The sequence below is a fragment of the Streptomyces sp. B15 genome (assembly GCF_018070605.1).
Classification (GTDB): Bacteria; Actinomycetota; Actinomycetes; order Streptomycetales; family Streptomycetaceae; genus Streptomyces; species Streptomyces smyrnaeus.
Genome location: NZ_JAGPXJ010000039.1, coordinates 15,609 through 42,149, shown reverse-complemented (window position 1 = coordinate 42,149; position 26,541 = coordinate 15,609). Strand labels below are relative to the sequence as shown.

The following is a 26,541-nucleotide window of genomic DNA, read 5'->3' as shown; positions in this document are numbered from 1 at the left end:
CCGCGCAGGTTCGGCCGCAGTCGCTCGCTCGCTGCGGTCTCCTGGCCGTCGTCCTACCGTGAGCCGGTGTCAGTGCTGTGCGTTAGCTTCTGCTGGCAAGGACCGTCAGCGTGGTGGGCCACAGTGCCGGGAGGGGCGTTCGATGGACCAGATGCCTACGGAGAACGGGCTGCGCTGGATAGTCGATGCCTATGACACGGGCTTCACCTTCACCCTCAGCGAGGGCCTTTCACCGCACGAGCTGCTGCGCCGCGTCGGCGCCGAGGAGCGCCACATCGTCCCGCTCACCCGCTCCGCAGCGTACGAGCTGCTGCTCAGGGACGAGGAGCACCACATCAGCGACCTCGACTTCCTGGACTGGGAAGATGAATCAGCCGTCGCCCAACTGACCGACGCCGGCTTTCTCCCCGTCCCGCCGAAGACCATCGTCCGCGCGGGCTCGGTGGCGGGCTGGGCGTATGCGCTGGAGGAATTCCACGACCACACGGGCGCGTACCTTGCGGAACTGTCCGAGCAGGGGCGGGTGTTCCAAGTGCACCGCAGTGCGAAGGGCTTCAGTCTCGTCGGCCATGCCTGCCACGGCGATGCGATGACGTCCTTCGAACCTGGCATGCCGCACCTGACGAACGGCGACCCGGCCGAGGCGGCGCTCGGTTTCGTGTACGACGGTGACGAGTTGGCCGATGTCGCGTTCCTGCGCTTCCTGGAGGGCGAACTCGGCATCCACCTCCCCTGGGAGGAGACGGAGGCAGAGCTTCCGGCAGCCGCTTTCAGTTGACGCCGCCTTCGCAGGAGCACCTGTCAGTTTCCGTCGGAGACGCCGTCGGCCGCACTCCGCCACTCGGTTTCGGCGACCACCTCGCCATGCCCTGACGCCGGGGAACCCGCGGACGGCAGCGACCGTCGTCCACGTCCCGGTCCCGCCTCGCAACAGCTGATGCTTAAATGATCGCCGTCGGGCTGGGGGCAATCGGGCGCGGACGGGGCGATGACGAGCAACCGCACTCGTCGCACCCGCCTTCGCGAGCACGCCCACTGTGCACAGCACCAGCTCGGACCATCATTTTCTCCGCGCGCTTGACCCTCGTCGAACTTGGGAGACGCTCATGACCACCATAGGCATCATTCTCGGCACCACCCGTCCCGGCCGCGTCGGACCACAGATCGCGGAATGGGTCCACAAGACGGCCGACGCACGGACCGACGCGGATTTCGAAGTCGTCGACATCGCCGACTACGACCTCCCCCTGTTCGACGAGCCGCGCTCCCCGCGGATGGGCACCTACGAGCACGACCACACCCGCGCCTGGAGCGCCAAGATCGCTGGGCTCGACGGATTCGTCTTCGTCACGCCCGAATACAACCGGTCGATCCCCGCCGCGCTCAAGAACGCCATCGACTTCGTCTACAAGGAGTGGAACAACAAGGCCGCCGGCTTCATCGGGTACGGCAGCAACGTCGGCGGTGCCCGCGCCGTCGACCATCTGCGGCACATCGCCGGGGCGGTGCAGCTGGCCGCCGTGTACAGCCAGCTCCACCTGTCGCTCCAGACCGACTTCGAGAAGTTCACGACCTTTGTGCCCACTGATCGCCATGAGGCCGCCCTCGAGCAGCTGCTCACCGACGTGATCACCTTGAGCGACGCGCTCGCACCGCTTCGCGAGGCCTGACGCGCACCGCGGGACGGGCAGGCTGCGGCCGCGCCCGGTTCGACCGAGCCGGGTGAAGCAGCAGTCGGACCGGTAGGCCCTGCCTGGAGGCGGGTGCCAGGGATGCCGAGACTCCCTGGCACCGTCTCGTGCGCGGAGAGCGCTGACATGCCTGCCCCGCGTCAGGCGGCCGTTCAGCCGGTCAGGCCATGGCACGGCCGGCAGCGGCGACCAGATCGTCGCTCGCCGCGATGGCGGCCGCACGGCGGGAGGCCAGTACGGCGTGGTCGGCGGAGCCGCGCAGGCTGAACGCGGCCAGGGCAGCCTGACGAGCCGGCTCAGCAAGTGCCTGCTCCAGGACGGAGACCGAGACCAGTGGGCCGGTCACGGCCGAGCGCGTGGCGCGGGAAGCGGCGCGGGCCGCCTCGATCGCTTCCGCGTCCGCGCCGTCCAGCCGCAGGGTTTCGCGATGCCACAGGGCCCGCCGATGGTCACCGAGGGCGGCCACCAATTCACCCAACGCCCTCCGCAGTGCTTCCGCCCTCTGATCAGCGCGCGCAGCGCTCTGGGCGATCCGCGCACTCTTGATCTGCAGCAGCCCGGTGAGCGTACCCCCGAGCAGTGTGCCGACGACGGCGATGATGCTGGGCCACATCGCGAAGTCCTCCTTGGACAGTGGTAACGGGGCGCAGGAGCGTCAACCTTCGGTGGGAGGACGGGGCGTGGCGCACGAGCCGACGCGGATCAGGCGCACGGTGTGGCTGACAGCATGCCCCCAGCAGGGAGCCGACCGCGAGAAACGGCCACGCCGGTGCCGCCGTCACGAACCGGCGGCACCGGCGAACCGGAATCTCTGCGGGAGCCGTGCAAGCTGTACCCGCGCCGAGGTCACCTGCCGTACAGGGCCGTGCTGGCCTCCTCGGGCTGGTGCGGGCGGGCGACGATGCCGTCGATGCTGTGGGCGTTCTTCTCACGCATGTAGCTTTCGAGCTGGACCCCGGTCCTGCGCGCACCCCACTGGTCCTGCAGGTCGCGTTCCGAGACCAGGGTCATCTCCGGCACGGTGAACCCGCAGGAGTCGGCGATCCTGTTGAGGGAGACGACCACCACGGACCGGGGGATGGGGTGCTCCCCGAAGTGGCCGATCAGCCGGTCCCAGTCGGGGGAGTCGGGGAAGACGCACTCGCCCGTGCCGTAGAGGCGGAGGATCTTGGGCCGGGCGGTGAACGAGCAGACCATGAGGGTGATCCGCCCGTTCTCGCGGAGGTGGGCGATGGTCTCGGCGCCCGAGCCGATGAGGTCGAGATAGGCCACCGTGGTGTCGTCCAGCACCGCGAGGGTGTCCATGCCTCCCTTCGGCGACACATTGACGTGACCGTCGCCCGCCAGCGGAGCGGTGGCCACGAAGAACATCGGGGCCTCCGCGATGAACGCGCGCAACGTCGGGGTCAGTGAGGGATAGAGCTTGCCCATGGGATTGTTACTCCTTTCCTCGGGGCTCGGCTCCTTCGGTGCCGAGGCCTGCCGGGCCCTGGCTTCCGGAAAGGACCGGCGGCTCGGCCGGGCGGTCGGGCGCAGGCGGTGTGCCCGGTTCGCTCCGGGGGAGAGGCGTCGTACCGAGGAGCCTGTCGGGTCGCGGCGCCACCGCGCTGATGTGACGCCTGTCGGCACGTCGCTTCTCCGGCGCGGTGCGGATGGTGATGCGTTCGGCGAGCTTTCGGGCCCGGTCTCGGGCCTCGGACGCGTCCGAGCCCCGCACCAGCACCAGGCCCGCGCGGTCGTAGGACCATGCGAGGGGGGAGACGGTGTCGCCCGGCGAGACGCTGATCTGCACGTCCAGGACATCGGGGTCGGCGCGTACCGCGTCCACTCCCTCGATCTGCTGGACCACCCCGGGTTCCGCCGTCAGGAAACGGACGGCTGCTCCGCCCCGTGGATCGCCGGGTGCCACGGGGCCGGTGGTGCCCGCGTACCACCGGAAGGCGAGGGCGTCGATGTCGATTCCGTGGACCTCTTCGACCAGGTCGACGATCCGGTCCCCACCGCGCCGGTTGTGGGACTCGATGAGCCGTGGGCCCCGCGGTGTGAGCTTGACCTCGGTGTGGGCCGGCCCATCGGTGAGCCCGACGGCGTCGAGCATACGGGCGACCAGATCGTCGACACGCCTGGCCGACTCTCCCTCCAGCCCCGCCGGTTGCACATGGCCGATTTCCACCAGCGAGTCCAGCGTCTCCTTCGCGGTGTGCGCCAGGACGGTGTGGCGCCCGCCGAACGAGAACGACTCGACGCTGATCTCGGGACCTTGCAGATACTCCTCGATCAGAAAGCTGTGGAGCCCGAACCGCTCCGCCCAGGCCGCGACCTCGGGTACCTCGTCCAGCCCGTGCACGACGCGGACCCCGATGCTGCCGGACCCGAAACGGGGCTTGATCACCGCCGGTCCGTGCTCCTCCACGAAGGCGCGGATGTCGTGCTCGCCGTGTCCGGTCCCTACGGCCACGCTGTCCACGCCGCGCTCCCGGAGCCGGGTGCGGAACGCCAGCTTGTCGTGCAGCAACTCCACCACGGAGTGTCCCGTGCCCGGCAGACCCAGCGCGCTGGTGACCGCGGCAGCGGACTCCAGGCCGTCCTCGGTCATCGAGACGACTCGCGCCAGGGGGCGCAGCCGATGGACGGTGCGCAGCAGTTCGGTGACCGCGGGCGGCTCCCAGTAGGCGACGAGGTGCGCTTCCTGGACGTCCCGCAGCCCCGCGGGGTCCAGCTCCCGAGGGTGGTGGACCCAGACGACGTCGTATCCGGCGGCCCTGGCCTTGCGTATCGCCGGCCTGGTCCCTCCGATGACGGCTATGCGCGGATTCTCCGTCATGCTCGCAGCTCCCTGCCTGCCGCGGCCTCCAGCCAGCGGATCACCTCGACGTTGTCGGCGTCGGCCGGAAGGGCAGACTCCGCCTGCTGCCAGAGCTGTCTGCACACAGAGCCGAACAACGCGGGGCCACCCGCCTGCTCTTCGAGTGCGGTACCGATCCGGATGTCCTTGAGCATCAGCCGGAGGGCGAACCCGGAGTCGAAGGTGCCGGTCAGCACATGGTCCGGCAGCTTGGTCTGCGAAGCGTGGTTGCGACCGGTGGAACTGTTGATCACTTCGAGCATGGTGGCGGGTTCCAGCCCGAAAGCACCGCCGGCCAGCATGACTTCCGCGACCGCCGCCATGTTGATGGCAGAGAGCAGGTTGTTGAGGGCTTTGAGCGCGTGACCGGCGCCGGTCGGGCCCACGCGATGGACCGTGCCGAGTCTTCGGAGCACGGGCTCGGCACGGTCGAGGGCGTCGCGCCCGCCGGCGGCCATCAAGGTGAGTTCACCCCCGCGGGCGGCGGCCGGGCTCCCGGAGACGGGGGCATCCACCACGGAGACCTCCCACCGGGCTGCCAGCTCGGCCAGTTCCAGGGTGGATTCCGGGGCCGAGGAGCTTGTGTCGATGATGAGCGAGCCCGGCGCGAGGTGCGGCAGCAGCGCGTCGGCGACCTGCCGCACCGCCGCGCCGTCAGGCAGCATCGTGATCACGACCGGGGCGGCCACTCCCGCCGCTTCCGGTGCCGCGACCACACCCTCGTGCTCGGCCGCGCGGCGCGTCATCTCCGCGTCGATGTCGAACGCGGCCACCGTCAGTCCGCTGTCGGCGAGCCGTCGGCACATGCCCCCGCCCATGACTCCCAGTCCCGCGAAGCCGATACGCATTCTTCCACTCCTCATCTGCTTCGATTCTGCGGTCCGTCGCCTCGTGTCGGTTTCGGTCAGCCTCCTGACAGTCCACGTACGAGCAGTACGAGGGCCGCTCCCACCGACAGCGTGAGCACCGCACGGCGCATCCGGTCGCCCTCCAGGTGGTGGCGCAGCCGCCCGGAAGCCAGGAAGCCGAGTGCCATCGACGGGAGCAGCATCCCTCCAGCCACCAGTTGCTCGGTGGGCAGCCGGTGGGCCGCCGCGAGGGTTCCCAGGGACAGCAACGCACCGACGGCGAAGAAGACGCCCAGGGTGCCGCGCACGGTCGGCCCCGGCTCGCGGTGGTAGATCAGTGCCATGAAGGGACCGCCGATCGAGGAGGTGGTGCCGGTGATCCCCGCCACCACACCGGAGGCGACCAGCGTCGTGCGGTTGCGGGGAAGCCGAGCCGGGTCGAAGGTCAGCAGCGAGACGACGGCCAGCGTGATGCCGGCGGCCAGCAGGTCCAACACGGGGCCGGACACGAGAACGATCACGTAAGCGGCCGTGGCCGTCCCCGCGAGACGTCCCAGCAGCGCCCAGGAGACGCCGTACCAGTCGGCGTGTCCGACCTCCCGGGACACGGCGAGCAGCGCGAGCCCCAGTGCGACGAGCAGCATCGCGCCCGGCATCAGCCCTGGGGCGGCGATCTGCACCACCGGGGCGGCGACGACGGCAAGTCCGACGCCCATGGTGCCCTGCACGATCGCCCCGAGGAACACGGCCACGGCCGCGCACGTCAGTACCGTCGTGTCAGGCACGGGCGAGCGCCCCGATCCTCGTCCCGGCCCCGAGCGCCACCCGCTCCGCGGCCATCCCGGCGCAGAGGAAGACGACCGCGGCCACCACCCATCCCGCCGTACCGGAAGCGAGGAGCGCTCCGGTCACCACGAGCGGCCCGACGATGCGCTCGGTGGACAGCCCCATGTTGAACACGGAGAGGTAGCGGCCCCGCGACTCCTCGGGCGCCAGGGCGATGGACAGTTCCCAGGCCGCCGAGTTCGCCAGCACCTCACCCAGCGTCAGAGCGACCACGGCAGCGGTCAGCCACCCGATGGCGTACCAGCCGTCGGCGCCGCCCGCCGTGGCGAAGCAGAGCGCGCACACGGCCATGGCGCCCCCGGCGACGGCGAACAGCCGACTGGTGCGCCGCAGTCCGTCCGCGAGCCGGCTGACCGGGATCTGCATCAGGACGACCAGCCCCGTGTTGACCGCGAACAGGACGGAGACCATGTACCGCGGGGCGTCCGTGCGCTCCAGCACCCACAGCGGCATGGCCACCATGAGCAGCACGTCGAAGAAGCTGAGCAGGAAGTTGAGCATCGTCAGGACGAGGTAGCGCGGATACGGCAGCACCGAGCGCACCGGACGAGCGCGCTTCCCGTCGTCGGCGGCGTTCTTCGGCGAACGGGCCGGCCGGCCGCCCGCCGGAACGCGGAGGACCAGGACCGCCCCACCGACGAATGCCGCCCCTATGACCCCCAAAGTGAGCTGGTAGGCCACCAGGGTGTCGCTGACCAGCGCGACTCCGGCGGCGACCGCGCCGAGGCCCAGCCCGCAGTTGCGTACGACGTTGATCACGGCGAGGAGGGTGGTGCGTTCGAGCGGTACCGGAACGGTGGCGGCGACGAGGGCCTGCAGGACCGGCGGCCCGGAGCGGTCCGCCGCCAGCGCGAACAGGGTGACCGCCATGAACTCCCAGAAGCTGGAGACGAACCCGTAGGCGACACAGCAGACCGCGCGTGCGGCGTAGAGCGTCGCCAGTACGCGGCGTGGGCCGATGCGGTCCGCCAGCTCACCGGCGACGAGCGTGACCCCGATCGCCACGGCGCCCGCTGCGGCGAGGCCCGCACCGACCTCGCCCGCGCTCAGCCCCACCTGGCGGGTGAAGAACGCCATGGAACTGGCCATGAACAGGCCGATTCCCAGCGACTGGACCAGCGCGGCGGTGACCAGACGGCCACCGCCCGGGGCGAGACGGGGCAACCTCACCTCACTGGGCTCCGAACGAGAAGTCGACGTCGTCCTCGAGTTCCATCTCCCTGACGATGCGGCGGATGCCGGAGAAGTCGCGCACCAGCAGGTCGTTGCCCGCCTGGGCGCGGCAGTCCGCGACGATCTCGTCGGCGTGCTCGATGCCCGCGTGCTTCAGGACGTCGGGCCACACCTCGAAGTCCTGGGCGACGAAGGCGTTCAGGGCGCGGGGCAGGGCGTCGACGAACGCCCTGCGCTGCTCGGTGTTCATGTGTACGAACAGGGACTTGGCGACCTCCACCATCACCGAGGAGTGCGCCGACTCGTCCCTGGCGTGCAGACGCGGGACGAGGGCGTGCAAGGGCTGCACCGTCGTGTCCCGGGACAGCAGCTCCAGATAGGCGTTGACGCTGATCTCGGAGACCGTCGTCCACACCAGTTTGAGCAGGTCCCGCTCCCACTTCTCGGACGTCTCCGCTTCGGCCTGGAGCAGCCTGCGGTAGGTGACGGTGTGCGGGTAGCTCGGCTCGCTGACGACCTCGCGTACCTCGCGGGTGCGCTGCATGGCCACCATGTGCATATAGGTGTGCCACACCTCGTCCACGTGGGTCTGCTGCACCGCCCGCTTGAGCTGCACCCCGTCGGCACCCGGGAAGACACCGTGCATGATCATGGCGAAGGTGGGGTTGGCCACGTACTCCTCGGCCGCGATGACCCGCTCGTTGTAGACGAGCCAGGCCATGGTGAGCACCTGCTGACGCTTCTCGGGGTCTGCCGCCACGAAGTGCGGGTGCTCGGCGAAGGGCAGCAGGTGCACCGGGTAGTCGGGGAGCGTCCGGTCGTACTCCTCGGGTTCCGCTATCTGGTCGAGGTCGGTGCGGATGGTGGCCCGCCTCGGCCAGGAAGCGGCGATGCGGCGCAGTACCGACTCGTCGATGGCGTGCTCGTGCCCGGCTGTTCCGTCCTCGCTGTGCTCGCTCAGGACCGTCACAGTTCCTCCTTCGACGTTGCTGCTGCCTCTTCGACGGCCGCACCGAGAATCCCGAGACCGTGCTCGAGCACAGCGGGATCGGCGACGATCGGCGGCATGATCTTCAGGACTTCCCCGCGGGCTCCGGAGGTCTCCACCAGCAGCCCGCGACCGAACGCGGTACGGGAGACACGGTCGGCGAGACCCCGGTCGGAGAAGGCCAGGCCCCGCATCAGACCTCGTCCGCGGACTTCGCAGCCCAGTTGGTCGTGCGTACGTGCCATCCCGGCGAGCAGTTCGCCGAAGTGCGCGGCGGTGTTGCGTATCCGCCCGGTGAACGCCGGGTCCGCCCAGAACTCCAAGCAGGCAGCGGCGGAGACGAAGGCGAGGTTGTTGCCACGGAAGGTGCCGCTGTGCTCTCCCGGGCCCAACTGGTCGAGTTCGGGCTTGACCAGGACCAGCGCCATCGGGAGACCGAATCCGCTGATCGACTTGGACAGGCAGACCATGTCCGGGACGATGCCCGACTCTTCGAAACTGAAGAAGGTGCCGGTGCGCCCGCAGCCTGCCTGGATGTCGTCGACGATGAGCAGGATGCCCCGCTCGCGGGCCGCGTCGGCGAGCCGGCGCAACCACCCGGCGTCGGCCGCGGCGAGACCGCCCTCCCCTTGCACCGTCTCCACGACGATCGCCGCGGGCAGGTCGACACCGCTGCCGGGGTCGTCGAGCATCCGGGTGAGGTGGTCGACGGTGTCGACCGCCTCGCCGGAGTACCCGTCGTAGGGCATCCGGGTGACGTGACCCAGGGGCACCCCAGCGGCGCCCCGCTTGAACGCCGTGGCGGACGCCGAGAGCGCACCCAGCGACAGCCCGTGGAAGCCGCCGGTGAAGGCGATGATCTCGGTACGCCCGGTGACCCTGCGCGCCGTCTTGAAGGCGGCCTCGACGGCGTTGGTGCCGGTGGGCCCGGTGAACTGCACGCGGTAGGAGAGGGACCGGGGTTCGAGCACCACGTCGCGGAAGCGGGTCAGGAAGTCCGCCTTGGCACCGGTGTGCATGTCCAGTCCGTGCACCGGCCCGTCGGCCAGCAGATAGTCCACGACGGCACGGCGCACCTCTGGGTGGTTGTGGCCGTAGTTCAAGGCGCCCGCTCCGGACAGGAAGTCGATGTACTCCCTTCCGTCCCGGTCCCACATGCGGTGGCCGCTCGCCTTGGTGAAGACGGCGGGGAATCGACGGCAGTAGGTTCTGACGGCGGACTCGAGCTCGTCGAAGACGTTCTCGGCCGACTCGGTCACGGTCATGAGCGGCTCCAGGGGTCCGTGTCGGCGATCCGCGTGGTGTCGCGGTGCCCGAGGGTGGTGCGGGGGGAGAGCGGGAACCAGCCGGCGAGGGTGAGCCGGATCAGCTCGCGCATCCTGTCGGCGATGAGCTCGGGCCCGTAGGCGGTGGCCACGTCGGCGGCGTCGATGACCGCGGTCGGCGGGAAGTACCGCGACGCGCGCGCAGGACGCACCACCGCGTCCCAGAGGTTGAGGCTCTGACCGCCCCACCGGGCCCGTCCGCTGAACACGGAGTAGATGGGCAGGCCCTTCCCGTCCGGTCGGCTGAGCGCCTGGTTGACCGGTTCGCTGACCATCTCGACGATCAGGCCGCAGGCCCCCGCGTCCCGGGCCCGGCGGGCCCAGGCGAACAGCTCGAAGGCTGTTTCGAGGTCGTCGCCGTGTCGTCCGAGTGTGCTGCGCTGCGGCGTGTACCCGAGGTGCACCAGGGTCGGGGTTCCGGTGGCCGCCACGGCCTCTGCACAGCGCAGGTCGTCCTCGCAGGACACCTCAATCTTCACGGCATCGGCCCCGGCCGCGGTGAAGCGGTCGGCTGCGGCGAGGGCCCGGTGGGCGTTCCGGGTGGTGCCGTCGGGCAGGTCCGAGAGCAGAAAGGGACGGCGGTCTTCGGGGAACTCCTTGTCCATGGCGCCACGGACCTCACCGACGAGGCCGACCAGGGTGGCCAGGGCCCACTCCTCCTCGGCCGGTCCGGTCATGGCGGTGCCGGGCCGGCCGAGATGCGTCATGAAGTAGGAATCGCCGACCATGACGCACTCGACAGGGCTGTCGGCCAGGTCGGGAGTGCACAGCGCCCGGGCCAGGCCCTCGACCTCGTAGTCGCGGTAGACGTTGATCTTCAGCCCGAGTTGAGCCGGGGAAGAGTAGCGTCGTAGATAGGGAGCAAGCGTTCCGCCGGTGAGTAAGGTGGCAGAGTCAGCGCTCACTGATGGCCTCCTTGTAGACCTTGTTGATGCGTTGGACGGCGTCCCGGACGGCCTCCGGGGGCGCGGCCGTGAAGCAGATCCGGGCCCGGTCGCGGCAGTGCTCGCCGAACACCCGGCCCGGCGCGAGGCCGACACCGTTCTCGGCACAGCTGCGGACGAACCGTTCGCCGTCACCGAGCGCGCTCAGGTCGAGGAAGGTGTAGAGGGTCCCGGAGACGGCGGTGTGGGGAATGTCGAGGTATTCGTCCGCCAGACGCCATGCGTCGTACGCACGCGCACGTCGGTCGGCGAGTTCGCTCTCCGGCGTGGCGAGCGCCTCGTAGGCGGCGAACTGGGACGGTGTCGGCACGGAGTACAGCGTGTGCAGCGACCACTTGGTAAGAACCTCCTCGCAGCCCGGTGGCGAGACGAGGTGGCCGACCCGGGCGCCCGGCATCGCATAGGTCTTGCTGCAGGTGTGCACGGAGAAGGTGCGTTCGGCCGCACGGCCGACGGCGGCGGAGTCGAGGAAACCGTCCTGCGAGAAGTCGTAGTTCTCGTAGGCGTTGTCCGCGATCAGCCACAGGTCGTGCCGTTCGGCCAGTTCCGTGAGCCCGGCGAGCGCTTGCTCGTCGAGGCGGAAGCCGGTGGGGTTGTTCGGGTTGTTGAAGTAGATGGCCCGTGTCCGGTCGGTCACCGCCTGCTCGACGGCGCCGAGGAAGTCGAAGTCGGGGTCTGCGCACAGCTCCAGGAAGACGGGGACCTCGCGGGGCACCCCGCCTGCCGCCCGGACCAGGCCGGTGGCGAAGAGCCACTGCGGAGAGAGGATCACCACCTCGTCGCCAGGGGCGAGTACGGCGCGCAGCACCACCCCGATGGCGTGTGTCGCCCCGCCCGTGACGAGCACCTGGTCGACGTCCACGGTGGCGCCTCGCCGGGCGGAGGCCGCCGCGGCGAAGGCCTCGCGGAGCGCCGGGACGCCTGCGGGCGGGGCGTGTTCGTGCGCGGAGATACCGAAGTCGGCACGCTCCCACACCCGGGGCCGGGCGCACGGCTCGAAGACCGTCTTGCCCTGGTGGAGGCCGACGGGGAGCGCGTGTGCGTGGTCGCGCAGCAACTGCTGGACGGCGACGAGGGGAGACGGGGCGATGTCGGACAGTGGGCTGGCCAATGACGGCATGACGGACGGCTCCTCGTTCGCTGACGGTCCGGTGATCTGTCGGTAAGAGGGCAGCGAGCACAAGACGTCCATGCGCAGACGGACGTCTGAGGTCAGAAAGTGCTTGCGCGACCGGCGCACCGGCCGCACGCCGGTTCAGGTGGGCGCACAACGCGGACCGACCACGCCTCCCGGCCGGTCCGAGGCCCCTTGCCCTCGTCGCAGTCCGGGCAGGACGCCTTGTGACAGGATTTCGTCACGGATCTGACGCGCCGATACGACTGTCCCGGCGCGTACCTGTGCTCCACTGCGAGGTGCGGTCGCCCGCACGTCGTCCCCCGCGTCTTCCCCCCGAATACTTCGCCCCCTCGTCGCATCTGCGGCGGTGTCACTCGGACAGTACGACGGTGCGAAGAGGCGGGGCACCGTTGTGCCCGGACTGCGGCTTTTTCTCGGTAACGTCGTTTAGCCAATTCTGCCGAGCGACGCCTACCGGGTGGGGCCGCGCCCCACCAGGGACGGCTGGTCGAGGTCGCCTCACGGGCCCGGCCGGTGCGGCCCGCGGCCGCTCACTCGTAAAGGTGTACCGGGCGTCCGCTCTCGCCGTACTTGAGAACGAGTTTGAGCCGCCCGGAGCTCTCCAGATGCTTGAGGTACCGCTGCGCGGTCGAGCGGCTGATCCCGGTGCGCTCCGCCACGTCGTGTGCGGACAGCGGCCGACGCGAGCGGGCGATCACCTGGTGGACGAGTTGGACCGTCGGCATGGCATAGCCCTTTCCCGACGGCGCGTTCGCGGTCGAGGAACGCAGCGCCTGGAAGACGCCGTCCACGCTCGCCTGCCCCTCCAGGACGTCCTGAGCGAGCGTCTTCTGCAGCCTCGCGTACGCGTCGAGTTTGGTGCGCAGCGTCTGGTAGGTGAAGGGCTTCACCACATAGTGCAGCGCCCCGCACCGTACCGCCGAGCGCACGGTCTCCACGTCCTGGGCGGCGGTAACCATGATCACGTCGACCGCGTACTCGGGACGCTGCAACTCGCGGGCCAGCTCCACTCCGGTCCTGTCCGGCAGATAGTGATCGAGCAGTACGAGGTCGATCCCGCCGCGGTCCACGGCCGCGAGCGCTTCCGCGCAGCTGCCCGCCTGGCCGACGACGCGGAATCCGGGGGTCTTCGCCACATAGGCCGAGTTGATCTCGGCGACATGGAAGTCGTCGTCCACGACGAGCACCCGGGTCACTGGGAGCCTCCCGGTGCCGGTGTGCCGGTCGGTCGCGGCAGCCGTACGGAGAAGACCGCGCCGCCGCCCGCCCGGTCACGCACCCGGACCCTGCCGCGGTAGCTGTCGGCTATGTGCTGCACCTGCGCGAGTCCGATGCCGCGGGCGTGCCCGTCGGATGACTGCTTGGAAGACCATCCTTCGGAGAAGATCCTTTTGCGCAGCCTCATGGGAACCCCGGGTCCGTTGTCGGACACCCACAGCGCAACGGCGTCGCCGTCGGACCGCAGGCCGGCTTCGACCCGCGGACTGCGGCAGGTCTGACCCCGCACCGCTTCAAGGGCGTTGTCGATGAGGTTGCCCATGACGATGACGAGGTCGCGCGGGTGGGCGACCGGCCGTCGCAGCCAGGCGTCGGCCGAGATCTGCAGAGCCGCGCCCCATTGCGCGGCGACGAGTCCTTTGCCGATCAGAAGCGCACGGACCAGCGGCTCGTGTATGCGTTCCACGACCGGGGCGAAGGGAGCCGGCCGCTCGTGCTCCAGCGCGGTCACGAAGTGCCCCGCTCTGTCGTACATATCGAGTTCCAGCAGGCCTAACAGGGTGTGCAGGCCGTTTGTGAAGTCGTGCCCCTGGCTTTTCAGGAGCTTGGGAAGGACCGGGGTGGCGTCCATCGAGTGCACTCTCATCCGTTGGTCACGTCAGATGCGGAATTTGTTCTTCCGACTTTCCCGTGCGAGCGAGCGACAGATGCCTTCACATCTGTGGGTAAGCGTACTGTAAGCAGAATGAGTAGAAGGGGAATTTGAGGACGAAGCAGCACTGTGCGCAGAATGCCGCTTCCCGTCGACGGATGAACTAGCCTCGGCCGCGTCCGGATCACGAACCGTCCCGTGTCACCCCGTGCGGTGGCCGGAGGGAGAATGCAGTGCGGGCCTCCTCCGAGCGCGGAGCCGTGGTACTCGTGGACAGCGACTACGCCGACACTCCGTACGACAAGTGGGCCGCCGACGCCGGCATCGGGCTGGAACTCCTCGTCTCCGGCAGCCGTTTCCCGCAGTACCGACACGTGCCCGGAGCCCGCTGCTTCCCCGACTACCGCACCGGTGGCGCCCTCGAGCAGGCGGTCCTGGAGACACTGACCACAACACCCGCCCAGAGCCTCGTGGCGCGGGCGGAGAGCGATCTGCTGCGCGCGGCGCGTCTGCGCGAAGTGCTCGGCGTCCCGGGGCAGAACTGGGACAGCGCCCTGGCCTTCCGGGACAAGGTCCTGATGAAGACCCTGGTCGCCGAGGCGGGCCTCGCCGTGCCCGACTTCGCGCCGATCCGGGTCCTCGTGGACCTCCTGGCCTTCCTCCGGCAGCACGGCTATCCGGTCGTCGTCAAACCCGCTTACGGGTCCGGCTCCACCGGTACGCACGTCCTGCGGGGGCCGGAGGATCTGGCCCGGCTGCTGAACGGGCCACTGCCCGAGCACGCCCAGGTCGAACGGTTCGTCACCGGAACGATGTACGTGGTCGACGGCCTGGTCACCGAGGGCGAACCGGTCACCTCGTTCGTCTCCCGCTATCTGAACGACTGCCTGTCCTACCGATCCGGCACACCACTGGGCTCCACCCAACTGACCAGCGACGATCCGCTGGTGCCGCGACTGGTCGACTTCGCCCACCGTGTACTGGAGGCGCTGCCGACCCCCCGGTGCACCAGTTTCCACCTCGAGGTCTTCCACACGCCCGAGGACGAGCTGGTCCTGTGCGAAGTCGCCAGCCGCACGGGCGGCGCCCTGACCGCGGCCGCGATACGGGCGGCGTCAGGCATCGACCTCGACCGCGAGTGGTTCCTCGCCCAAGCGGTGCCGCGACACCCGGCGCCACGCGGAGCAACCGGCGTGGAACCCGGCCGGGCCGCGGGCTGGGTGGTCTTCTACCCCCGGTCCGGGCAGCTCGAGGCGCTGCCGCAGGACCCGCCACCGTTCGTGGCCGAGGAACGCCATCGCGGTACCGTGGGCGCCACCTACCAGGGCGGCGCCAAGTCCGGGGTGTACCTCAGCGGTTATGTCGTGACCGGCGGCGACGCGGCCCAGGTGGAGCAGCGGGTCGACGAACTCGTGCAGTGGTACGCGGCGGAGAGCCGGTGGCGCGACTGACCGGCCACCGGCCGCCCCCAACGAGGAGCGGAATGCGGTACATCATTGTCGGAGCCGGGGCGGTCGGCGGAGCGATCGGCGGCCGGCTCCACGAGGCCGGCCACGACGTGGTCCTCGTGGCGCGCGGAGCCCACTACGAGGCCCTGCGCACCGACGGACTGCGGCTGACGACCTCCACCGGCACGCTGGCCCTGCCCGTTCCGGTCGTCGACAGCCCGCAGGCCGTGACGCTGCGCCGTGGCGACGTCCTCGTGCTGGCCGTGAAGGCCCAGCACACCGAGGCGGCGCTGCGCGAGTGGGCGGCGCGACCGGTCACCGGTGAGCGGCACGGTGCGACGGCGGGTGAGACGATTCCGCTGGTCTGCGCTCAGAACGGCGTCGAGAACGAGCGGCTTGCGCTGCGCCGCTTCGGCCGGGTGTACGGCATGTGCGTCGTACTGCCCGCCGCGCACCTGAGCGCGGGGGCGGTCGTCGCCCGCTGCGCACCGTACACCGGCGCCCTGGTCCTGGGCCGTTACCCGGCAGGCATCGACGCGACCGCTCGCGGTATCGCCGCCGACCTGGAAAGCGCCCACATGCTCGCACCCCTCGCTCCCGAGGTGATGCGCTGGAAGTACGCCAAGCTCCTCGCCAACCTGGCGCAGACGGTCGAGGCCCTGTGCGGAAGCGCCGTGGAAGGCGCGGCGGCGCAGGTCACCGAATGGGCCCGGACCGAGGGCACGGCAGTGCTCAAGGCGGCGGGGCTGGACCGGGCGAGCCCGGCCGAGATGGCCGAACTGCGCAACGGCAAAGTCGAAGCGCCCGCGCAGACGGACGGGCAGCAGGCCCTCGGCTCCTCCTGGCAGAGCCTTGCCCGGAAGGCGGGTTCGATCGAAGCGGATCACATCAACGGCGAGATCGTGCTGCTCGGCCGGATGTACGGAGTACCGACCCCGGTGAACGAGACGCTGACCCGGCTGGCGAACACCGCCGTACTCGAAGGAAGGGCACCCGGGGAGCTGGACGCCGACAGACTGCGGGAGCTGGTGGCCGCCGCCCGCTGACCGTCGCGCACCGCAGCACCGCTCCGCCTCGGGCCCGGTACGGCCCCTCCCGCGCGGACAACCGGCGTGTCGGCGCCCGAGGGCAAGGGGCATACCGCTGCCGGGGCGCATCAGGGAGACTTGGGGCGGTACGCAGACCGTGAGGAGTTCCCCCACCGATGGCCAGCCCCCGCCCGGGTTCCGCACCGCGTCAGCCGACGATCGCCGATGTCGCGCGGGCCGCTTCCGTCTCCCGTACAACGGTCTCGCACGCGCTCAACGGACTGGGCAAGGTCGACCCGCGCACGCGCGAGCGGGTCAAACGGGTGGCCGAGGAACTGGGCTACCGCCCCAATCTGCGGGCCCAGCGGCTGCGCCGCGGCGAGGCCAAGGCGATCGCCCTGCTGTCCTCGATGCCGCTCGCGGTGGCCGGGGGGCCCTCCCGGCTCGGGTTCTACATGGAGGTGGCCGCCGCCGCCGCGGAACACGCACTGGCGCACGGATTCGCGTTGGTGCTGCTCCCGCCGGGGGAGACGGGTGCGGGGCTGCGGACCGTCGACGTCGACGGGGCGATCGTCGTGGAGCCGGGGGAGGACGATCCGCTCGTCGCCGAGTTGACCGGGCGAGGGCTGCCGTGCGTGGCGCTGGGCCGGCCGGTGCCGGACACCGGCCGGGTGCCGTACGTCGACCTCAACGGCGAGGCGGTCGCCGAACTGCTGCTGGACCATCTGTTCCGGCAAGGGGCCCAGCGCCCCGCCCTGGTCACGGCAGCCGGTACCCGGTCCCCGGCAGTGGACGCCCGGGCGGCCTACGAGCGGGCCGCGGAACGGTACGGATGGCCGCCCGTGACGGCCGTGGCCGAGGAGGCCGGTGGTGAGTCGGCCGGCTATGAGGCGTGCGCCGCGCTGCTGCGCGAACATCCGGACACGGACGCTCTGTGCGTGCTGGTCGACGCCTTCGCGGTGGGCGCGGTGCGAGCGGTGCGCGACAGCGGGCGCGGACTCCCGGACGACGTCATGGTCGTGACCCGGTACGACGGCCTGCGCGCCAGGACCTGCACGCCCCCGCTGACCGCTGTCGACCTGCACCTGGAGCAGGCCGCGTCCGACGCGGTCGAGCTGCTGCTGCAGCGGCTGCACGGCGAGCCACCAGGTGCCCCACGGCGAGCTCCGGGCCCCCGGCTGGTCACACGTGCGTCTTCCCGCCGGGAGCCCGCCGTCGCCGACGAGCGCTGAGCCCTCATATCCCGAGCATCAGCACCAATCCCGACACCAGCGCGAAGACCAGCACCGCCAGCCGCAGGCGGCGCGCGTCGAGCCGCTGGTGCACCAACCTGCTCAACGCCGCCCCGGCCGCGAGCGCGGGCAGAACCCACAGCACCGTGCCGAGGTGGTCCGCGTGCCCGCGCCCGGTCGCGAACAGCAGCACGAGGGAGGCGATCTCGCCGACCAGGAAACAGACGGCCACCGTCGAGCGCAGTTCGGACGGCGGCCGGTGCTGGTAGACCAGCGCGAGCGGCGGGCCGCCCACCCCCGTGGCGGTTTCGGTGATCCCGGTGACCAGCCCGGCGCCCACGAAGGCGCCCCGGCCCGGAGCGAACTCCGGTGCCGCCAGACTGACCAGCGCCGCGAGCACGGTCGCGCCCCCGACGAACAGGCCCAGGTCCCGTTCCGGGATCACCGCGAGGAGCAGCAGCCCCGCGGGGGTGGCCGCCAATCGTGCGCCCGTGATCCAGCCCGCACCGCGCAGATCGAGGCTGGAGCGCTCCCGCCAGGCGACGTACAGATTGAGCGGAATCATCGACGCCAGCAGGAAGACCGGCAGCAGCCCGGGGTCCACCAGGCCCGCCACCGGCGCGACGATGAGTGCGTAGCCGAGGCCGCTGGCACCCTGGACGAAGGCGGCAGCGGCCACCGTCACCGCCAGCAGGATGAGGAGTTCGCCGCTCATCGGGCGGCTGCCGTGGAGGTCCGGTGGGCGCGCACCACCGGTGCCCGCCGCACCACCTCACGCGCCAGTTCCGCAGCGCGCGCCACCAGGCTCCTTCCGTCCCAGTGCGGAGGCCAGCCGTGCCACAGACGCAGGCACCCGGCGGTGAAGACCGCCGTGATCTGATCGCGGTTGCCGCGCCGTACCAGCTCCCAGGGCAGATCGTGCGAGGGGCACATCTCCGGGCCCGTGAGGTCGACGAGCAGGAAGTCGGCTGCGGCACCCGCCGCCACCACGCCCGTACGCACGCCGTGGCCCCCCGTCATGCCACCCAGCCCGACCGCGTCGGCGCCCAGCCGGGTGCCGTGGTCCAGCCACGTCCAGCCACCGCCGCAGGAGGAGTCGCCGCCTGCCAGCCCGTAGGTGAGGCGCTGGGCGGTCTCGGCGGCGTCCAGCAGCCGGAAGGCGTCACCGCGGGTGCCGTCGCTCCCCAGGCCGAACCGGATCCCTTGCTCGGCCATGGCGAGGGCGGGTGCGACGGCGTTGCCCTTCCAGGCGCTGGCCACGGGGTTGTAGCTGACGGCGGTGCCGGTGTCGCGCAGCAGGGTGAGTTCGCCGGGGGTGACCAGCGTGGCGTGCGCGGCGAGCAGTTGCGGCCCGAGCACGCCCAGCCGGTGCAAGTGCTCCAGGGGGCGCAAGCCGTGCTGCAGCAGGGAGCGTTCGACAGCGGCGAGGTGCTCGTTGACGTGTATCTGCAGGACCGTCCCCGCTTCGGCGGCCAGTCGGGATGTGGCCTTCAGGGTCCGCTCGGTGGCCGCTTCGGGGAGGGAGACGGCCAGTGAGGGGTGCACCAGGGGATCGGTCTCGTAGCGGGCGAGATGCTTCTCGGCCAGCGCCGAGATCTCCTGTGTGCTTCCGGGTCCGCCGGGGTCCCGGCTCCGGTCGGAGTCGTTGCAGATCTGCCCCAGGACGCAGCGCAGTCCCGCGTCGCGTGCCGCGCTCGCCACGGCTTCCACGTCGACCGGGGCGCGCGTTCCGGCTTCGGCCACGGTGGTGAAACCGCCGCGCAGCGCCTCCAGCGAGGCGAGCTTCGCCGCCACGTATGCCGACTCCTCGTCCAGCGCGCCCTCCAGCGGTGCCCACACGCGGCGGAATATCTCCGACGGTTCGCCGAAGGCCAGTGCGGCGCCGAAGCTCTGGGTGAGGTGGTGGTGGGCGTCGACGAAGCCGGGCATCAGCACGATGCCCGGCAATCGCTCAGGTGCCAGGTGTGGGAAGTCGCGGGACAGGCGGGCGGCCGGTCCGACGGCGGTGAACTCGGTGCCGTCCACGACGACCGCGTGACCGTCGGCGGGCCCGTCGGGAAGCAGCACGGTGTCGGGGACCAGGAGCAGGGGCGAACCGTCGCTGCGTGCGAGGGCACCGGGTTCGGAAGTCCGCAGGGGGGTCATGGCGTCCTTTTTCGTGAAGGGGTGGCAGGTGTGAGGAGTCAACGGGCGGTTTCCCGGTCGGTCCCCGAGGGGCCGGCCGGCGTGGCCCCTGCAGTGGTCCCCACTGCCGCGGCCCCGACGGCCGTGGTGGTACGGGGACGCCAGGGTGCTCGGTGGAAGAGCGCGTGCAGCAGGGCTGCGCTGAAGGCGCCGACCGCGACGCCGCTCTCCAGCAGGATCCGCAGATTCGGGGACAGTTGACCGTATACGCCGGGCACCAGGATGGGGAGCAGTCCGAGTGCCAGCGCGACGGCCACGATGAAGGTGTTGGTGTGGTCGTCCAGGCCGCTGCGTCCGAGCATCTGGATGCCGAGCACCGTGATCACCCCGAAGACGACCAGCGCGGTGCCGCCTACCACTGGGGCGGGAACGGCGTTGACGAGCCAGGCCACCGGCGCGAGGAAGCCTACGGTGATCAGGACGAGGCCTGCGGCGACCGTGACGAAGCGGCTGCGGACGCCGGTGATCCGGACGATGCCGATGTTCTCCCCGCTGGTGACCATCAGCGGGAGCCCGAAGAAGCCGCCCGCCAAGGAGACGAGTGCGTCGCCCCGGATGGTCTTCGGTGCGTCGCGACGGGCGTCCGGCTCCTTACCGACGGCCGCGCTGTTGATCACCGTCTGTCCGGTGGCCTCGGCCATCGAGGCGAGGCTGTAGACCAGCAGCGGCAAGGAGGCGAGCAGCGCGAACTGCGGGGTGCCGAACGGCATCAGCTGGGGTGCGTGCAGCAACGCACCGCCGCCGGTGGCCTCCAGCTCGACCCGGCCCAGCAGTGCGGCCACTGTGGTACCGGCCAACAGCCCGAGCAGCACCGACAGCTGACGCAGCGTGCCCCGCAGCATCCCGTAGGCCAGCGCGGTGCAGCCGACCGTGGCCAGGCCGAGCAGCAAGGCGCGCGGCTCGGCGAACCCGCTGCTGCCCGGACGCCCGGTTACCAGCAGCGCGCCGACCTTCACCAGATTCACGCCGACGATGACGATCATCGTGCCGATGACCAACGTGGGGAAGAACCTCAGCAGTCGGGAGAAGACCGGCAGCACCACGAAACAGAAGACGGCCGTGATGACGACTGCGCCGGTTGCGGTGCGTACTCCGTGCTGCTCGGCGATGGAGAGGAAGAGGATCAGGGGAGCGCCACCGGGCAGCATCACGAAGGGCAGCCGCGCCCCGATGCCCCACGGCCCCAGCGACTGGAGCAGCGAGCCGAGTCCGGAGAGCACGAACGCGGCGGACAGGAGGTTGGCGGTCAGCGCCGGGGTCAGGTGGAGGGTCGAACTGACCAGGAAGATGCTGGAGATCGGAGTGGCGGCCATGACCAGCACGTGCTGGATGCCGAACAGCAGCATCCGGTGCAGCGGCCGGTAGTCGTCGACGGGGTGCACCTGCGGACCGTCGGGGCGAGGCGTGGTGCGGGGGTCCGGGCCTCGACGAAGAGCATTGCGTAGCGACACGATGAGGGCTCCCTCTCGGGTGCGGTTCGCTCGGTGTTGGCCTGCACAATCGGGCCCGGACGGTGGCCAAATCGATTTGGCCGTCAGTATGGGAGGCCGTTCATGCCGAGTCAACACATCGCGCGCGGCCGCGACCGGCGTACTGCGTACGCGAGGAGACTCCGTCAAGGGGGGTCAGCGGCGACCGGCCGCACCGCAGCAGTGCACGCCGCCACCACCACAACGGCGGCGCCCCTCCTGCCGGTGTCGCACGGCGGAGTGCCGGATGACCGCTCAGCTCGGAATCGTGGTGGGCCGCCCTCCCGGTCTCCGCGTCAGCAGCCCGAGGACCGGATTGCGGATCGAGCAGGCTGGGCGGCTGCTCGCCGACACGGAGCTCACTGTCGCGCAGATCGCCGAACGCTGCGGATTCTCCAGTCCCGGGAGCCTGTCGTCGGCGTTCCTGGCGCACATGGGCGTTCGACCGTCGGTGTACCGCAAGAATGCGTAGACGGGTGCGCAATCGTGCGCATCCCCCACCGGCGCTCCCCGCCCTAGCGTGAGGGAATGCCGTACAACTACGCCGTCACCGCACATTCCCAGGCGAACCCCGGGACTGTCTTCACCGCGCTCGTCCGCGCGGCCACCTGGCCGTCGTGGTCGCCGATCGACGCCGTCGAGATCGAGGACGGCAGTGACCCCGGGGAGCGGCAGGGCGTCGGCGACACCCGGATCTTCCGTACCGGCCGGGCAGTCTCCCGGGAACGCATCGTCGAGCTGGTCCCCGACCAGCGCTTCGGCTACGAGAACGTGAGCGGCCCGTTCCGCTCCTACCGGGGCACCGTGGAACTCGCCGAGGCGCCGCAGGGCGGTACCGACATCACCTGGTCGGCCGGCTTCGAGCCCAAGCTGCCCCTTTCGGGACCGCTGTGGCGGTGGTACCTCACCCGCTTCATGCGGCGGATGGCCGACGGCCTGGCAACCTACGCCGGCGAGACGGCTGACCGGGGCCCGGCCGGGTGAGCGCCCGCCGGGGCAGCCGGCCTGCTGCCCCGTTCGTCCGCGAAGTGCTCACGCAGGTGCGACGGCAGCCGAGAGGGCGATCCGCCCGGCTCCGCGTCGGGCATTCGACTTCGAAGCTCGGTCCGCGATGCAGTGCTTCGGCGCAGCGGGCTTCGGCGCAGCGGAACGTGGCCTGGGGGCTTCGACCTCACGGCTGCGCCTGCTTCGGCAAGGTGAGGATCTCGGCTCCGCCGTCGGTGATGGCGATCGTGTGCTCACTGTGCGCCGTCCGGCAGCCTGTCGCACTTCGTAGCGTCCACCCGTCGGCGTCGGTGACGAGTTCAGCGGTGTCCGCCATGATCCACGGCTCCAGTGCCAGCAGCAGTCCAGGGCGCAGTTTGTATCCCCTGCCGGGCCGTCCGGTGTTCGGAACGTGCGGGTCCTGGTGCATCGTCGATCCGATGCCATGGCCTCCGAACTGGGTGTTGATCGGATATCCCGCCTCGCTGAGGACCGTGCCGACGGCGTGGGAGATGTCACCTATGCGAGCCCCGGGCCCGGCAGCGGCGATCCCCGCGGCCAGCGCGCGCTCGGTCGTGCTGATCAGTGCGACGCTCTCCGAGGGCGCTGCCTTGCCCACGATGAAGCTGATGGCGGCGTCCGCGGCGACTCCGCGTAGGGAGACGGCGAGGTCGAGTGTCAGCAGATCGCCGTCGGCGAGCTTGTAGTCGTAGGGCCGTCCGTGGAGCACGGCGTCGTTGACGGCCGTGCAGATGTAGTGGCCGAACGGGCCGCGTCCGAAGGACGGTTCGTAGTCGACGTAACAGGACAGCGCTCCGGCATCGACGATCATGCTCTTCGCCCACCGGTCGATGTCCAGCAGATTCGTGCCGACCGTGCTGCGGCTCTTCAGCGTCTGCAGGATGTCGGCGACCAGGGCGCCCGTGTCTCTGGCCCGGGTCAACAGGGTGGGATTCAGGATCTCGATCATGCGGCGCCCTTCAGATGCAACCAATAACTATACCGGCCATACTATACCGGTATTAGTATGGGAGTCATGGTCAGGTTGCCGCTCACTCCCGCAGAGGTCGAACGCGGACAGCGCCTCGGCGCCCTCCTGCGTCGGGCCAGGGGAGAGCGCTCGATGCTCGATGTCGCGCTCGACGCACGTGTTTCACCGGAGACCCTCCGGAAGATCGAGTCGGGCCGCGTGGCCACCCCTGCCTTCCCGACCATCGCGGCGATCGCCGATGTCCTCGGCCTCTCCCTCGATGCGGTGTGGGCCGAGATCAGCCGGCCCGAACCCGGCGCTGGACCGGCCGACGTCGGCCACCACGCCCCCGGGCAGTTGACCGCGTAAAGCTGCGTCCCGCAGCTGCGCGTGCGTCGCAGACGTAGCAGACTTCGACAAGCGGGAAGGCGTGGGCGGCGCGGCTCTCAACCGATGTCCCCGGTCGGTCCGACCACGGTCGTGCGACGGGTCGTTGCCCACAGGAGCAGGGCGGCGAGGCTGAACGCCGCGCCGAGGGCCGTCACCATCGGCCAGCCCGCCACCGCATAGGCGAGGGAGGAGCCGAGGGCGCCGAGGCCGCTGCCCGCCGAGTAGAAGACCATGTAGCCGCCGATGATCCTGCTGCCCGCGTCGGGTCGGACGGCGTGGATCATGGTCTGGTTGGTGACGTGGACCGCTTGTACGGCGAAGTCCAGCAGGACCGCACCGCCCGCCAGCGCCCACAACGACTGCCCCGTCAGGCCGATCGGAAGCCATGACAGCGTCAGCAGGGCGAGACCGGCGCCGGTCGTGCGCTGGGCGAACCCCTGGTCGTTCCAGCGTCCGGCCACTCCCGCGGCGGCGGCCCCGGCTGCTCCGGCGAGCCCGAACGCGCCGATCGCCGTATGCGACAGCGACCACGGCGGACCGCTCAACGGCTGCGCCACGGTGCTCCACAGCGTGCTGAAGGCCGCGAACACCAGGAGAGCGAGCGCGCCGCGGATCCGCAGCAGCGGATGCCGGACGAACAGGGTGACGGTCGAGGCCACCAGCCGTCCGTAGGACATCTTTCCGGCCCCGTCGGACGGCGGCATGGCCGGCCGCAGGGTCGACGGCAGAGCACGGCGCAGCAGCACGGCGAGTACGGCGGTGACGCCGGCGGACACCAGGTACACCGCCCGCCAGCCGGCGAGGTCGGCAAGGGCACCGGCGGCGGCGCGGGCCAGCAGGATGCCGGTGACGATGCCGCCGGTGACGGTTCCCACGGCGCGGCCGCGCCGGGCGGGCGGGGTGAGGGCGGCCGCGGCCGCGACCATCGTCTGGGCGACGACGGCGAGCAGCCCGACCGCGGCGAGCGCACCGAGCAGCGCCGCAGCGCCCGGCGCCAGCCCGGCGCCCAGCAGGGCGAGCGCCAGCAGCCCGAGCTGTGCGGTGATCAGCCGTCGTCGGTCGAGCAGGTCACCGAGCGGCACGAGCAGCAACAGGCCTGCCGCGTAGCCGAGTTGGGTGACGGTGACAATCGTGCCGAGCAGCGCGGGGCCGAGCGCGAACCGCTCGCCGAGGGTCACCAGGAGGGGTTGGGCGAAGTAGACCGTGGCGACGGAGCTGCCGCAGGCCAGCGCGAGGAGCGGCACGAGCCGGGCGGGTGGCGACAGGTCCGGCACCGCCGTCGGCACCGGCGTCGCGCGGCCATCGGGCCCGCTCGCCTCGCCGGCCCTGCCCGAGCACTCGATCGCCATGGGTACGCCTCCCATTCGGTTGCATCTTGCTACCGGCGTGACCGTAGTCGTACGAGGTAGCATGTTGCAACCAGCATGGGGAGAGCCGGAGAGCCGAAGACCCCGTGGAGTCCTGGGGAAGGAGCCGAATGGTCGCCCGCATCCGTTTCGACGACGACCCCTGTCCCGTCGCCAGGTCCGTGAACGCCATCGGAGACAGATGGTCGCTGCTGATCGTGCGGGACGCCTTCGACGGCAGCCGCCGCTTCAGCGAGTTCCAGCGAAGCCTGGGCATCGCCAAGAACATTCTGGCCGCCCGGCTGCGGACGCTGGAGGAGGCCGGAGTGCTGCGCGGTGCGCCTGCGCCCGAGGGCGCGTCCCACCGCGAGTACGTCCTCACGGACAGCGGCCGAGCCCTGTTTCCGGTGATCGTCGCCCTGCGCCAGTGGGGCGAGGACCAGTGCTTCGCCCCCGGCGAGCCCCACTCCCGCCTGCTCGACCGCCGTACCGGCCGACCGCTGCGCCGCCTCGAGGTCCAGGCGGCGGACGGACAGCCGGTGGCGCCCCCGGACACCGCGGTGGAGAAGGTGGAGGACGCGGAGGAGACCGGGAAGGCCGGGAAGACCGGAAAGCCCGAGAGGCAGTCGAGGCAGCGCAAGCGGTGACGGGACCCACCGGTCGGCCCGGTCACCGTCAACTGCGACGTCCTCGAGATCACCGACCGTGACCAGCAGGTCGTGATCTACACAGCGGTCCCGGGCTCGCCCTCCGAAGAGGCGCTACGGCTGCTTTCAGTCATCGGCACCCAGCGCGTGAACGTCACCCACTGAGCCACACCGGCCGTGCTTCGGCGAGCTCGCCGGACAGCTCGCGCCCGGGTTTGCCCGGTGCGACCCGCGGCGCTCGGCCTGGCGAGCCGCACGGGTGGAACCGGTACCGGACCGGGAACGGCTCGAAGGGACCGCGCCTGTACGACCGGTGTGGACCGCCACAGCCTCACCGCCGCCACCACCTGCTCGTCCGCGGCTCGACCAGTACGGACGGACTGCTCTCACTCATGAAACGACTGTGCGAACAGGCTGCGGGTCCGCCGGCCGACGGCCGTAGTCGGATTCGTCACGCGCGGAGCGCCTGCGACAGCGCGTCAAGGGTCACGCCCACGACAGCCAGGAACTGCGCCGGGCTCGCCCCGGCCCTGCTCATGACGGCGAGCGACTGGTTCACGGCCGCCGCATGTACGGCGAAGGCCTCGGCGCCCTGGTCGGTCAGTCGGCCGGCCTTCAGCGCGCAGGCGCCGGCGCTGGGAGCCGAGCGCCTGCTGGGCGTGCGCTGCGACGCTCGGACTCAGCGCTGGAATCGCCGTGGCTGACTGGGCAATCAGGCATCCATCAGGTAGTTCGGGGTCGGCGATGCGCCTCCAGGGTGACTTCGAAGAACGCACGAACAGCGGCAAGGCCGGTCCAGCAACCAGCACTCCGCACGTCTCCGAAAGCAACCCCGTCCGCGACCTGCCCCCTGCAGTATCCGGCCGTGCCGTCGACCTCGCCGGGCCACAGCGGCCCGACATCCTCGGCGTTCAGGGCGAAGCGGAACCAGCTTCGCTCGACGGACGCCGCGTGGCGTACCAGGCCCAAGAGGGTGAGCTGTGAGGTCGGGATCGCCCTCCGTCTCAGCTGTGCGCCGGTCAGCCCTTGGCACTTCATGGCCAGGGTGGCCCGCTGGTGGTCGAGGAACGAGGTGAGCGACGCGCGGTCGTCGGCCACCTTCGAGGGAGGTATGCGCTGGTCATCGTTCACCGAACAAGGATGGCAAGGACACCTTTCCGCCGGCCACCCTCGCG

At 70.7% G+C, this 26,541-nt stretch carries 25 protein-coding genes and 4 pseudogenes; 10 read left to right on the top strand and 19 right to left on the bottom strand.

Annotated features, from left to right (window positions below):
* Nucleotides 1-142 precede the first annotated feature (142 nt).
* The gene (locus KBY19_RS18870; RefSeq protein ID WP_247691150.1) at nucleotides 143-778 is read left to right on the top strand and encodes a DUF6461 domain-containing protein; all 636 of its coding nucleotides are present in this window, start codon (nucleotides 143-145) and stop codon (nucleotides 776-778) included.
* A 328-nt stretch (nucleotides 779-1,106) separates the two neighbouring features.
* Nucleotides 1,107-1,670 carry an NADPH-dependent FMN reductase gene (locus tag KBY19_RS18865; protein ID WP_210966231.1) on the top strand — a complete coding sequence of 188 codons (564 nt, stop codon included), beginning with the start codon at nucleotides 1,107-1,109 and terminating at the stop codon, nucleotides 1,668-1,670.
* 181 nt (nucleotides 1,671-1,851) lie between these two features.
* On the opposite strand, the gene KBY19_RS18860 is transcribed toward KBY19_RS18865, so the two are convergent.
* The 12 genes from KBY19_RS18860 to KBY19_RS37255 form a co-directional block, all read right to left on the bottom strand.
* Nucleotides 1,852-2,304, bottom strand: a complete 453-nt coding sequence (locus KBY19_RS18860; RefSeq protein WP_210966230.1) for a protein kilB — start codon at nucleotides 2,302-2,304, stop codon at nucleotides 1,852-1,854.
* 233 nt (nucleotides 2,305-2,537) lie between these two features.
* Nucleotides 2,538-3,122: a pyridoxamine 5'-phosphate oxidase family protein gene (locus tag KBY19_RS18855; protein WP_099886005.1), complete on the bottom strand. Its 585-nt coding sequence runs from the start codon at nucleotides 3,120-3,122 to the stop codon at nucleotides 2,538-2,540.
* Nucleotides 3,123-3,129: 7 nt separating this feature from the next.
* A complete protein-coding gene (locus KBY19_RS18850; RefSeq protein WP_210966229.1) occupies nucleotides 3,130-4,515 on the bottom strand; it encodes an ATP-grasp domain-containing protein in 1,386 nt (461 codons plus the stop codon).
* A complete protein-coding gene (locus tag KBY19_RS18845) occupies nucleotides 4,512-5,384 on the bottom strand; it encodes an NAD(P)-dependent oxidoreductase (protein WP_180289854.1) in 873 nt (290 codons plus the stop codon). The genes KBY19_RS18850 and KBY19_RS18845 overlap by 4 nt, the downstream gene beginning before the upstream one ends.
* A 56-nt stretch (nucleotides 5,385-5,440) precedes the next feature.
* Complete coding sequence (locus tag KBY19_RS18840) at nucleotides 5,441-6,169, bottom strand: sulfite exporter TauE/SafE family protein (protein WP_210955619.1); 729 nt, start codon at nucleotides 6,167-6,169, stop codon at nucleotides 5,441-5,443.
* A complete protein-coding gene (locus KBY19_RS18835; protein WP_210966228.1) occupies nucleotides 6,162-7,400 on the bottom strand; it encodes an MFS transporter in 1,239 nt (412 codons plus the stop codon). Before KBY19_RS18835 ends, KBY19_RS18840 begins: the two co-directional genes overlap by 8 nt.
* A gap of 1 nt (nucleotide 7,401) precedes the next feature.
* Nucleotides 7,402-8,373 (bottom strand): diiron oxygenase, encoded by a 972-nt coding sequence (locus KBY19_RS18830; RefSeq protein WP_307842371.1) that lies wholly within the window; start codon nucleotides 8,371-8,373, stop codon nucleotides 7,402-7,404.
* Nucleotides 8,370-9,656: a diaminobutyrate--2-oxoglutarate transaminase gene (ectB, locus tag KBY19_RS18825; RefSeq protein ID WP_210966227.1), complete on the bottom strand. Its 1,287-nt coding sequence runs from the start codon at nucleotides 9,654-9,656 to the stop codon at nucleotides 8,370-8,372. The genes KBY19_RS18830 and ectB overlap by 4 nt, the downstream gene beginning before the upstream one ends.
* Nucleotides 9,653-10,621 carry a 3-methyl-2-oxobutanoate hydroxymethyltransferase gene (locus KBY19_RS18820; RefSeq protein ID WP_099886010.1) on the bottom strand — a complete coding sequence of 323 codons (969 nt, stop codon included), beginning with the start codon at nucleotides 10,619-10,621 and terminating at the stop codon, nucleotides 9,653-9,655. Before KBY19_RS18820 ends, ectB begins: the two co-directional genes overlap by 4 nt.
* Complete coding sequence (locus KBY19_RS18815) at nucleotides 10,611-11,780, bottom strand: pyridoxal phosphate-dependent aminotransferase (RefSeq protein ID WP_180289855.1); 1,170 nt, start codon at nucleotides 11,778-11,780, stop codon at nucleotides 10,611-10,613. Before KBY19_RS18815 ends, KBY19_RS18820 begins: the two co-directional genes overlap by 11 nt.
* Nucleotides 11,781-12,328: 548 nt before the next feature.
* Complete coding sequence (locus KBY19_RS18810; protein ID WP_099886012.1) at nucleotides 12,329-12,994, bottom strand: response regulator; 666 nt, start codon at nucleotides 12,992-12,994, stop codon at nucleotides 12,329-12,331.
* Complete coding sequence (locus tag KBY19_RS37255; protein ID WP_185019139.1) at nucleotides 12,991-13,647, bottom strand: sensor histidine kinase; 657 nt, start codon at nucleotides 13,645-13,647, stop codon at nucleotides 12,991-12,993. Before KBY19_RS37255 ends, KBY19_RS18810 begins: the two co-directional genes overlap by 4 nt.
* 254 nt (nucleotides 13,648-13,901) lie before the next feature.
* Here KBY19_RS37255 and KBY19_RS18800 point away from each other — a divergent pair, with 254 nt between their 5' ends.
* The 3 genes from KBY19_RS18800 to KBY19_RS18790 all read left to right on the top strand — a co-directional run bounded on the left by KBY19_RS18800 (nucleotide 13,902) and on the right by KBY19_RS18790 (nucleotide 17,376).
* Nucleotides 13,902-15,119 (top strand): acetyl-CoA carboxylase biotin carboxylase subunit family protein, encoded by a 1,218-nt coding sequence (locus KBY19_RS18800; RefSeq protein WP_099886014.1) that lies wholly within the window; start codon nucleotides 13,902-13,904, stop codon nucleotides 15,117-15,119.
* A gap of 32 nt (nucleotides 15,120-15,151) precedes the next feature.
* Complete coding sequence (locus tag KBY19_RS18795; protein WP_099886015.1) at nucleotides 15,152-16,162, top strand: ketopantoate reductase family protein; 1,011 nt, start codon at nucleotides 15,152-15,154, stop codon at nucleotides 16,160-16,162.
* A 158-nt stretch (nucleotides 16,163-16,320) separates the two neighbouring features.
* On the top strand, nucleotides 16,321-17,376 hold the full coding sequence (locus KBY19_RS18790) for a LacI family DNA-binding transcriptional regulator (protein ID WP_099886016.1): 1,056 nt from the start codon (nucleotides 16,321-16,323) through the stop codon (nucleotides 17,374-17,376).
* Between the two features lie 4 nt (nucleotides 17,377-17,380).
* Here the strand turns inward: KBY19_RS18790 and KBY19_RS18785 are convergent, their stop codons facing one another.
* From KBY19_RS18785 to KBY19_RS18775, 3 genes are read right to left on the bottom strand one after another with little or no spacing between them, the layout of a single operon-like run.
* On the bottom strand, nucleotides 17,381-18,091 hold the full coding sequence (locus tag KBY19_RS18785; RefSeq protein ID WP_185019141.1) for a sulfite exporter TauE/SafE family protein: 711 nt from the start codon (nucleotides 18,089-18,091) through the stop codon (nucleotides 17,381-17,383).
* Nucleotides 18,088-19,521, bottom strand: coding sequence for an amidohydrolase family protein (locus tag KBY19_RS18780; protein ID WP_210966226.1), 1,434 nt, complete (start codon nucleotides 19,519-19,521; stop codon nucleotides 18,088-18,090). The genes KBY19_RS18785 and KBY19_RS18780 overlap by 4 nt, the downstream gene beginning before the upstream one ends.
* A 38-nt stretch (nucleotides 19,522-19,559) precedes the next feature.
* On the bottom strand, nucleotides 19,560-21,011 hold the full coding sequence (locus KBY19_RS18775) for a uracil-xanthine permease family protein (RefSeq protein ID WP_307843554.1): 1,452 nt from the start codon (nucleotides 21,009-21,011) through the stop codon (nucleotides 19,560-19,562).
* Nucleotides 21,012-21,339: 328 nt separating this feature from the next.
* On the opposite strand from KBY19_RS18775, the pseudogene KBY19_RS18770 reads away from it, so the two are divergent.
* A pseudogene (locus tag KBY19_RS18770) lies at nucleotides 21,340-21,501 on the top strand (helix-turn-helix domain-containing protein); the annotation flags it as partial.
* A gap of 56 nt (nucleotides 21,502-21,557) precedes the next feature.
* Nucleotides 21,558-22,013: an SRPBCC family protein gene (locus KBY19_RS18765; RefSeq protein ID WP_210955624.1), complete on the top strand. Its 456-nt coding sequence runs from the start codon at nucleotides 21,558-21,560 to the stop codon at nucleotides 22,011-22,013.
* A 187-nt stretch (nucleotides 22,014-22,200) separates the two neighbouring features.
* On the opposite strand, the gene map is transcribed toward KBY19_RS18765, so the two are convergent.
* Nucleotides 22,201-22,983 (bottom strand): type I methionyl aminopeptidase, encoded by a 783-nt coding sequence (gene map / locus KBY19_RS18760; protein ID WP_210966225.1) that lies wholly within the window; start codon nucleotides 22,981-22,983, stop codon nucleotides 22,201-22,203.
* Between the two features lie 66 nt (nucleotides 22,984-23,049).
* Between map and KBY19_RS18755 the strand changes: the two genes are divergently transcribed.
* Nucleotides 23,050-23,352, top strand: coding sequence for a helix-turn-helix transcriptional regulator (locus KBY19_RS18755; protein WP_099887022.1), 303 nt, complete (start codon nucleotides 23,050-23,052; stop codon nucleotides 23,350-23,352).
* Nucleotides 23,353-23,429: 77 nt separating this feature from the next.
* On the opposite strand, the gene KBY19_RS18750 is transcribed toward KBY19_RS18755, so the two are convergent.
* The gene (locus KBY19_RS18750) at nucleotides 23,430-24,722 is read right to left on the bottom strand and encodes an MFS transporter (protein WP_099886021.1); all 1,293 of its coding nucleotides are present in this window, start codon (nucleotides 24,720-24,722) and stop codon (nucleotides 23,430-23,432) included.
* A gap of 128 nt (nucleotides 24,723-24,850) precedes the next feature.
* On the opposite strand from KBY19_RS18750, the gene KBY19_RS18745 reads away from it, so the two are divergent.
* Together KBY19_RS18745 and KBY19_RS18740 are read left to right on the top strand one after the other, a co-directional pair.
* Complete coding sequence (locus KBY19_RS18745; protein ID WP_099886022.1) at nucleotides 24,851-25,366, top strand: helix-turn-helix domain-containing protein; 516 nt, start codon at nucleotides 24,851-24,853, stop codon at nucleotides 25,364-25,366.
* A gap of 6 nt (nucleotides 25,367-25,372) precedes the next feature.
* A pseudogene (locus KBY19_RS18740) lies at nucleotides 25,373-25,531 on the top strand (transcriptional regulator); the annotation flags it as partial.
* A 286-nt stretch (nucleotides 25,532-25,817) separates the two neighbouring features.
* Here the strand turns inward: KBY19_RS18740 and KBY19_RS18735 are convergent.
* Nucleotides 25,818-26,155 (bottom strand): annotated as a pseudogene (locus KBY19_RS18735) (TetR/AcrR family transcriptional regulator); the annotation flags it as partial.
* 99 nt (nucleotides 26,156-26,254) lie between these two features.
* Nucleotides 26,255-26,464, bottom strand: a pseudogene (locus tag KBY19_RS37250) (DUF664 domain-containing protein); the annotation flags it as partial.
* Nucleotides 26,465-26,541 lie beyond the last annotated feature (77 nt).